Origin of the sequence: Bhargavaea cecembensis, assembly GCF_000826125.2 — a bacterium.
Lineage (GTDB): Bacteria > Bacillota > Bacilli > Bacillales_A > Planococcaceae > Bhargavaea > Bhargavaea cecembensis_B.
In genome coordinates this window covers 774200-780517 of sequence record NZ_LN651373.1, presented here as the reverse complement: position 1 = coordinate 780517, position 6318 = coordinate 774200, and the positions used below count along the sequence as shown (strand labels likewise).

Annotated in this window: 7 protein-coding genes; 2 read left to right on the top strand and 5 right to left on the bottom strand. The window is 60.0% G+C overall.

Annotated features, from left to right (window positions below; genetic code table 11):
* From BN1189_RS09510 to BN1189_RS09490, 5 genes are all read right to left on the bottom strand, one after another.
* The coding region (locus BN1189_RS09510) for a general stress protein (RefSeq protein WP_040227686.1) at nt 1–207 on the bottom strand (207 nt) is incomplete at its 3' end.
* 106 nt (nt 208–313) lie between these two features.
* On the bottom strand, nt 314–1645 hold the full coding sequence (locus BN1189_RS09505; RefSeq protein ID WP_040227683.1) for a biotin/lipoyl-binding protein: 1332 nt from the start codon (nt 1643–1645) through the stop codon (nt 314–316).
* On the bottom strand, nt 1638–2330 hold the full coding sequence (locus BN1189_RS09500) for a hypothetical protein (protein WP_040227682.1): 693 nt from the start codon (nt 2328–2330) through the stop codon (nt 1638–1640). Before BN1189_RS09500 ends, BN1189_RS09505 begins: the two co-directional genes overlap by 8 nt.
* Nucleotides 2331–3126: 796 nt before the next feature.
* Nucleotides 3127–3603: an IDEAL domain-containing protein gene (locus BN1189_RS09495; RefSeq protein ID WP_040227681.1), complete on the bottom strand. Its 477-nt coding sequence runs from the start codon at nt 3601–3603 to the stop codon at nt 3127–3129.
* Nucleotides 3604–3715: 112 nt separating this feature from the next.
* Nucleotides 3716–4069 (bottom strand): hypothetical protein, encoded by a 354-nt coding sequence (locus BN1189_RS09490; RefSeq protein ID WP_040227679.1) that lies wholly within the window; start codon nt 4067–4069, stop codon nt 3716–3718.
* 178 nt (nt 4070–4247) lie between these two features.
* Between BN1189_RS09490 and BN1189_RS09485 the strand changes: the two genes are divergently transcribed.
* Nucleotides 4248–4688 (top strand): helix-turn-helix domain-containing protein, encoded by a 441-nt coding sequence (locus BN1189_RS09485; protein WP_040227677.1) that lies wholly within the window; start codon nt 4248–4250, stop codon nt 4686–4688.
* Between the two features lie 84 nt (nt 4689–4772).
* Nucleotides 4773–6318: hypothetical protein (locus BN1189_RS09480; protein ID WP_040227676.1), on the top strand; the 1546-nt coding region annotated here is incomplete at its 3' end.

Sequence of the window (6318 nt, the reverse complement as noted above, 5' to 3'; positions counted from 1 at the left end):
GCCGAGCACGCCGCCCGTTGCGGCACCCGTCGCGGCGCCTTCCGCTGCCTTCGTGCCGGTCTCATCGGCGATAGCGTCCACCTGGTCATTGTTCTGGGAAATGACCGAGATGTCTTCCGAGCGGTAACCTTGCCTCTTGAGATCCTCAATCGCATCAATCGCCTGCTGTTCCGTATCGTAATAGCCAACAACTCTGCGTTCAGCCATCATCTAACGCCTCCTTTTAGTCTAGTCTGAAATTACCCCTTCAGTAGACTCGTAAACCTGAAAAGGCCGCCCGCGGGATACGGACGGCCTTCGACAGGCTTGGTGATTATCTGTCTCCGAACAGTGTATACCGGACATAGTCCTGCCAGTTCGTCGATTTCCATGTGGCTTTTGACGGCCATTCGAGCGGCATCGGCAAAATCACGGCCGGCGGCGAAGGGAACCCTTCGATATGCGGGGCGTCGATGACGAGATCCCCTTCATAGAGACCGTCCGTCACGATGCTGAATCCTTTTGATTCGAACGGCGTCATGACCGGCACTTTCAACGCATAGCCGTTTTCGTCGATGATCGTCGCGAGCGCCTCGTCCTTGTATTTCCCGTCGAGTGCGTCCGTCCTGACGGCGAGCGCGCCCGGCGCTTCTTCCGTATGGATGATCGCATTCGCGTTGTTGGCGAACGGGAGCTGGCCGACGTCGCCGGTAGCGGCGATGCGCACTTCGTAATAGGCGAGCGGGTTGTTCATCTTTTCCTTGTCGAGCGCGCGGTAGGCGTCAAGCCACTTCGACTCGGGCGCCTCGACCGGCGACACGGAGACGACCGTCCCTTCGATGGCGCCTTCCGTGCCCGGCGCCTGGATGAACACCCGGTCATCCGGGGCAATATCCTGCCATTCCTCGCCTGTCGCATAAGTGAGGAACTGGCGGTCGTTCGTGTAAATGTCGACGGCGAGCCGTTCGCCGAGCCGGTGCACTTCCGCAACGACCCCGTCGACCGGGCTCACGAGCGCAGGCGCCGTCGGACTCTGTTCGAGCTGGGCCTCGACGACGATGAGCTGGCGCTGGACATCGGCGAGGGCATTCTCGACGGCGGACAGCGCGTGGGCATAAGCGCCGTCCTGCGACACATCAACATTCACATCGACGTTCAGTCCGACTTCGACCTTGTCCGAGCTGCCGGTTGAATCGCCGCTTCCGGAAGTCCCGCCGGCACCGACATTGTCGGTCCGGTTCGACTTGGAAGTGGAACCGGACTTGGCCGAACGGCGGGCCTGCTCAAGTTCGCGCTTCGTCGACTCCAGCTCGGACTCCTGGTCCTTCAGTGCGTTCCGCTCCGACTCCCAGACCGACCGCTGGCTTTCCGCGCGGTCCGAGTTCAGCGTCGCGATCTCCTGCCCGGCACTCACCGGGTCCCCCTCCTGCACGAGCCACTGCTGGACGGCTGAGTCATTATCGACATAAGCCGTGAAGACATTGCCGGGCACGACGAGGGATTCCTTCGCGAGCTTGTCCGAATAATCGGCCGCGACCATCCGCTCCGCCCCGTGCACATATACATACTTTGGAATCGAACTCTTGTCCCCGAACAACAGAACGGCATTCGTGGCGATGAACGCGGTGATCGCAATCGTCACCGCAATATTCCCGAGTTTATTCAACTGCGGCACCTCCCCCGAATAGCTCAGTGAACCAATGTTCCGCCGGAATCAGACCGACGAGCGACGTGATGAGCGCCATCGCGATGTGCAGCCCGAGCAGAATCCAGAGCAAGTTGCGGTTCGCCTCCGGCAGGAAACGCCGGATGAACCGGAACTGGAACGCAATGACGATCGCCGTCCCGATCGACAGCTGGTTCAGGAAGTAGATCAGGAACGGATAAGTGAGGAACGTCGCGGCAAGCGGCCCGAACGACAGAAACGAGACCGGCGCCGCCGCCCCGTTCACGAGGAAGACGATGAACACGATCGCCTTTTCCAACAGAAGGATCCCGGTGACGAACAGCTGCAGCACGACCAGCTTGCGGAAATCCACCGACGTCAGCTTATGTAAGATGAACGCGATCCCGTACAGATGGAACGCCGTGTAGACGAGCGCCCAGATGACCGCTCCGGCAAGCGACAAAATCCGCGCCAGCGCGAACGCCTCCTCGCCGCCGAGTGCCGTGATCGGCGTGAGCCCGCGCGTCCCGATCCCCCACATATCCATGAGTGCATACAAAATTGCCGCCGACACGAACAGCCCGACCACCCGCGAACGGAATCCCCGCATCGCGCTGCCGTCCAGCTGCTCCATCAAAGTTGGCTGGTCGGTCAAATGCCGCCAGAACCTGAAGTCAAAAAACATATGTCCAAATCCCTTCCAGCCTGCAAGGTTGATAGTTTGCCATACACTCCACTCTACCAAAACTCGACGAATTTGTAACCTCCCAATAGGTCCGCGACGGCAGGACTATTGTCGGATTTTTGGGGTTTTGGGGGAATGGAGGGGGATTGGGGGTGAATTTGGAGGGCGGGTGTAGTTTCGGGGTATGGAGCGGAGATTCGGAGTATGGGCGGCGGTTTCGGAGCATGGAGGGGGAATTCGGAGTATGGGCGGCGGTTTCGGAGCATGGATCGGAAATTCGGAGTGTGGGCGGCGGTTTCGGAGTATGGGGGATCGTGTTCAAGATTTTGTTTGAATTCCTCAGTCGAGGATTCAATCCGCAAAGGGGATGGGGTTCGATTAGGAGCGGGATGAGGCGAGTGTCATCGGAGCGGGGGTGAGTGTAAGCGGAGGGCAGTCGAGTGTAATCGGAGGACTGCCGAGTGTCAGCGGAGCGGGAACGAGTGTAATCGGAGGACAGCCGGAGCGGATACCGTCCAATAGCGCTTCGGGTCAGCCGCTCCGGCCCAGATAAACAACGTTTCACCAAAGATAAACAACGTTCCCCTCTAGATAAACAACGTTCCCTCAAAGATAAACAACGTTTCCGCCCAGATACACAACGTTTCCACTCCCCGCCCATCTAAAAAGCCCGTCCGCAGCCGCGCGTCGGGCTTTTTAGCTTGTGTCGGGTTTTCCTGAAGTGTCCGGCCGGATCCGGTCGCTCGTCCGGGCCGTCGATGCGTTTTGTTCCACGGGGTCCAGCACAGCCTTTCCATCATACAGTTTCGGGGTCGATGCATTCGTCTTCGGCGTTCAGCTGTTCGGTGAGCCGGTGGAAGCCGTCGCGGTCGCCTTCCGCGAGGGCCCGGTCGATGAGGTTCATGAGGTTTGCGCGTTCGAGTTCCGCGATGAGCGTTTCCGCTTCGCCGGGTTCCGTGAACATCGGGTCGCTTTCCATGATATCCGCCCCTTCGAGGATGACCTTCAAATGGGTGTGGATGTCCGAGATGAGCAGCAGCTGGTAGAGCGGGAGGCGGATGAACCGGCTGCCCTTCTGGAATACGAAGATTTCACCGAGATTCTCGACTTGAAGGTTCCGGAGATTAATATGGATCTCCTTGCCTTCGGACGGGATGAAGTGAAACAATTCTTCGCCTTTCTTGATCGTGAAGTACTGATACTCAAACACCAATCTCACCCGGGTCTGTTCCTGTGTCATGTAAAATGGCTTCATACGTTGGATGTGCAGCATGGGGCTCCCTCCTTTTCGGAAAATTCGGTTATTAACATTTTACCATAATTATATGAAAGCGGATACAAAAAAATCCGGGCGGTTTTTCCGGTATCCGGCCCCATGCTGTTTTTTATTCTCCCGCCGGGTCCTTTTTGTCCGGCCGGCGGCTGCCGTCGACAAAGAAACCGTACCGCTCCCCGCCGAAGTCCACCACGTATGAAGACATCAGATCCGGCCCGAATTCAAAGAAATGCTCCGGATCCCCGGCGCGCCGGTCAAAGCCGAGCCGCCCCTCTTCGAAATCGATCACTACATCCGACAACAGGAACGGGCCGACCGGCAGACTGGCCATCTTTCCGAGCGGCGTGCTCCCTTCCCGGACAATCCGGCAGCCCCCGGGCCCGTCCCTCCTCTCGACAAGCCGCCACTTTCCGCCCGCCCATCCGGCCGACGAACCCCTGATCCTGAATTCATAACGGGCCATGCCCCCGCCTCCTTTTCAAATCTGTCCACCATTCACATTATCTTTGCAATTTTCCATATTACATAGCGAAAAATCGACAACTTGTCGATGAAACCCCTCAACATATTGTTGATTTTACCATCCTCCCCTGTCCGAACCGATAATTTGGGCTCATACCGTTGGCAAAGGGGATGGAAAGTTGGCGATTGGCGAGAAGTTCAAAGAATTCCGGGAAGACGTGCTGCAAATCCGGCAGCGGGAGGCGGCCGCTCTGCTCGGCATCGATCCGGCTGCCCTTTCCAACTATGAGCTCGGCAAGCGGGACTTCCCGTATGACCTGCTCGTCAAGGCGAAGGACGTCTTCGCAATGACGGACGAGCAATACCTCGCGATGCTGCTCGGGCGGCCGTATGGGCAGGGCCGCAAAGATGCCGTGCGCCTGTCCGCCGAAACGAACGAGGCGCGCGCACGCTACTACTCCCGCTTTACGGAAGCGTACGGGGATGTCATCCGGGAATCTCCCGAACTGCGGGAGCTGATCGTCCTCCTCGCCGCCCAGGAACCGGGGGTGCGGCGCGAGATGCTTCACCTGGTCAAGGGCATGGCCGAGATGTTCAAAAAGATGAACCCGGACGGATAAGGTTTCCCCTCCGTTTACGATTGGCATCCGTCATCGTATAATGGAGGGAAAGCCTTTTTTTATTGCCTAAGGATGGGGGTTCACATGAATACACTGCTGCCGGCGTTTGCCGGTCTCTATAAAAATGAAATCAACGATGCGATGGACCGGCTGAAGATGGTCGCCGATCCGTCGTCGGAACTGGCGGACCGCCGCTTCCGCGATGCGTCGATGCTCGTGCGCAACGACCGGCTCCGGCTCGTCGACACGGATGAGCGCGACGGGACGGTCCGCTTCACGACGAGGGACTTCCCGTTCGCCGGGATCATGCTGAACCTTCCGACGCAGCGGGCTGCGTGCAGCCTGCACGGCGACCGGGGCTGCGAGCATACGGTAGCCGCGTGGTTCACGGCGTACCAGCATATCGGATCACTGTCGGAATGGCTTCGGGACTGGCGGCGTTCGGGCGTCAACCGTTTCCGCCGGTCGCGGGTGGTCGAACAGACCCCGCAAGCATGGCGGGAAGCGCTCGACCACCTGACCGCGCGGTTTCGCACATTCGGCGAGTCCGTGCCGTTCCATATCATTTCCGAGGAACTCGGTCTGTTCAACCAGCAGCTCCGCTCCGTGGAGCCGATTGAGCAGGAGTGGAAGCCGCTGTTCCGGCTGTACGCGTCGCTTTATGCGCTTCATTCCGTGACGCTCGAGTTTTCGGTCCGCGGATTTTCGATCGGCTACGACCGCTGGCAGTACGCCCGGATGCTCGACGGGCTGCTGGAGGGCATCCGGGACAGCATCTCCCGCCAGTCCGCATCGCGGCGGCTGTTTGCCGCGGATCCGTTTTACCAGGACCTCGAGGAGCTCGTGCGCTCGTTCGTGCTCGGGGCGGGCCACGGCCGGGAGATGTGGATTTCGGTCTACCGGGACGTGTGGCAGACGCTGTTCACCGGCGTTGATGCCCGGGAACGCGAACTGGAGGCGCTCGGGCGGATGCAGCCGGAGTCGCCCGCTTCCCCGCTGCCGCTCATGAAGGCGTGGCTGGCGGTCCTGCTCGGCAAGCCGGCGTCCGGCCTCTCCGTGCCGGCCGACCCGGACGCCGCCCCCCTCTTCCCCGCCTGGATCGAGCTCGCGGAATTTGTTGCGGCGCAGGGGGCTGATGAAGATGCGCGGGAGATCCTCCTTGCCGCCGCTCCGCTGATCACTCCTTACATGGAGGCGGTCTCGTTCATGGAACAGCGGAAGGCGGCCGCGACGCTTGCGGATCTCTGCCGCGACACCGGCATGCGGGAAGACGTGACGGCCGACATCCTGCTCAGCTGCGGTGCCGCCGCCGAGACGGAGTATGCCGAGTTCCTGCTTGACCGTCACCGCTACCGGGAATGGGCCGCCTGGCATCATCTGAACCGGTCCGGCTTCGACCGGGTGGAGATGACCGGCCTCAAGACGCTCATCGAAGAAGCGCCGATGGAGGCGATTTACCTTTGCCACACCCACGTCACCGAACAGATCGCCCTCCGCAACCGGATGAACTACAAAGAGGCCGTCCGCGTCCTGAAGAAGATGAAGCGGGCCGCGAAGAAAGCCGGCCGGGCCGACTGGTGGAACGAGTATCTCGCCGTCCTCCGGAAAAAGCACAGCCGCCTCCGTGCGC